The organism is bacterium (assembly GCA_024224155.1).
In the GTDB taxonomy this organism is placed as follows: domain Bacteria; phylum Acidobacteriota; class Thermoanaerobaculia; order Multivoradales; family JAHEKO01; genus CALZIK01.
Genome location: JAAENP010000551.1, coordinates 1 through 2,041 on the forward strand (window position 1 = coordinate 1; position 2,041 = coordinate 2,041).

Consider the following 2,041-nt stretch of genomic DNA (forward strand, 5'->3'; position numbering starts at 1 on the left):
ACATGTCCGCCGATTGGACGCCACTCGAAGCCGGCCTGGAGCGGTTCGTCGACTTCGACAAGGGGGACTTCATTGGACGGGATGCCCTCGTTCGGGAGAAGCAGGAGGGACCCAAACGACTGCTTGCGTGTCTTGTCATCGAGGCCGAAGATGCCGACGCACACGGCTTCGAGCCGGTCTTCGCCGACGGGCAGCCGGTGGCCTACGTGGCATCGGGAGGCTATGGGCACACCATCGAGAAGTCGATCGCCTTTTCGTATCTGCCCACGGAACTGGCGACGCCCGGGACGCAGCTCGAGGTCGATCTGGTGGGCAACCGGCGCCCGGCCACCGTGGTCGAGGAGCCGCTCTACGATCCGAAGGCAGAGCGTCTCCTCGCCTAGGATCCCGACCTCTCGAGCCCTGCTGCCAACCAGGCCGGCGCTCGATGTGAAGGCAGGATGAGCCGTTGTCTCGACGACAACGGCGCCCCTGCCCGTGCGGTACGCTCTCTCGGATGAAGAACGGCGCCACTGAGCCAACTCGGGCGGCCCAGAAGGGAGTCCCGTCGCTGCTCGCCCTCTTGTGCGCCCTGTTCGTGCTGTCCCTGGCGCTGGGCTGTGGCAGCTCCGATCCCGCCGTCGAGCAACAGCGCCGACGGCTGGCGCTCCGCGAGGAGCTTGCCGGCGACCTGGCTCCGGACCGACTCAACGTAGTCCTGATCACCCTCGACACTCTTCGCGCCGACCGCCTTTCGAGCTATGGCTCCCGCGTCAAGACGCCCAACCTGGACCGGATCGCGTCGCAGGGAGTGCTCTTCACCAACGCCTCATCGACGGTCCCCTTCACCTTTCCCGCGCACAGCTCGATCATGACCGGGACCTACCCTCCGTTTCACGGCGTGCGAGAGAACGTGGGCTATCACCTCGGCGATGAGAACCGCACCATCGCAGAGGCCATGAGCGCCGCCGGCTGGCAGACCGCGGGGTTCGTCAGCGCATTTGTCCTGGATGCCCGCTGGGGCATCGCGCGCGGCTTCGATCACTACTACGACGACTTCGACCTGGGCGCCTTCGAGGATGCCAATCTCGGCTCGGTGCAACGGCCCGGCACCGAGACGATCGCGGCGGCCATTGCATGGCTCGACCAGCGGCAGAGCCAACCGGCCGAAGCGCGCCCGTTCTTCCTCTGGCTGCATCTCTTCGACGCACATGACCCCTACACGCCGCCCGAGCCGTTCCGATCCCAGTACCCCGGCAAGCCGTACGACGCCGAGGTTGCCTATACCGACTTGCTGGTGGGTGGTTTCGTCGAAGAGCTCGAGCGCCGCGCTCTCCTGGACACGAGCCTGGTCGTGGTGACCGCCGACCATGGCGAGGGGTTGGGAGATCACGGTGAGACATTTCACGGCTACTTTGCCTACGACAGTACGGTTCACGTGCCGCTGATCGTTCGGTTTCCCGAGTCGGCGCAAGCAGGCCGGCGCATCGATGCGGTAGCGAGTCACGTGGACATCGCGCCGACGATTCTCGAGCTCACCGGCCAGGACGTGCCCCAGGTGATGCAGGGTCGGAGCCTGCTGGAGCCGATGTTGAGTGACGGCAAAGACGACACGACTGCGACGGGGCCGCAACGTGCGGTCTACGCCGAGTCTTTCTACCCCCTGCTTCACTACGGCTGGGCACCGCTCCGCGTCTTGCGGTCCAGAACCGAGAAGTACATCGAGGCCCCGAACCCCGAGCTGTTCGATTTCGCTGCGGATCCGGGCGAGCTCACCAACCTCGCGGGGAGAGAGCAGAGAACCGTTCAGCGGCTGGCCCGCGAGCTGGTGGCGCTCGCCGACCGGCTCGAGGAAGGAGCGGTTGCTTCGTCGGTGCCGGACCTGGACGAACAGGCTCTCTCGCAGCTCCAGGCGCTGGGCTACCTGGCAGGACCCGGTCAGGCCGATGCCCGTTCCTACGACCCGCGGGTCGCCAGGACCGACCCCAAGGAAAAAGCGCACCTGCACCGGCGAATCATGCTCGCCCAGAGCCTCACCGGCGATGACAAGACGGCTGAGGCG

2 protein-coding genes are annotated in these 2,041 nt (G+C 66.2%); both read left to right on the forward strand.

Annotated elements, in window-relative coordinates; translation table 11 throughout:
- Nucleotides 1-383: aminomethyl transferase family protein (locus GY769_25435; protein MCP4205268.1), on the forward strand; the 383-nt coding region annotated here is incomplete at its 5' end.
- A 113-nt stretch (nucleotides 384-496) separates the two neighbouring features.
- Nucleotides 497-2,041 (forward strand): sulfatase-like hydrolase/transferase (locus GY769_25440; GenBank protein MCP4205269.1); only part of this gene is annotated, 1,545 nt, incomplete at its 3' end.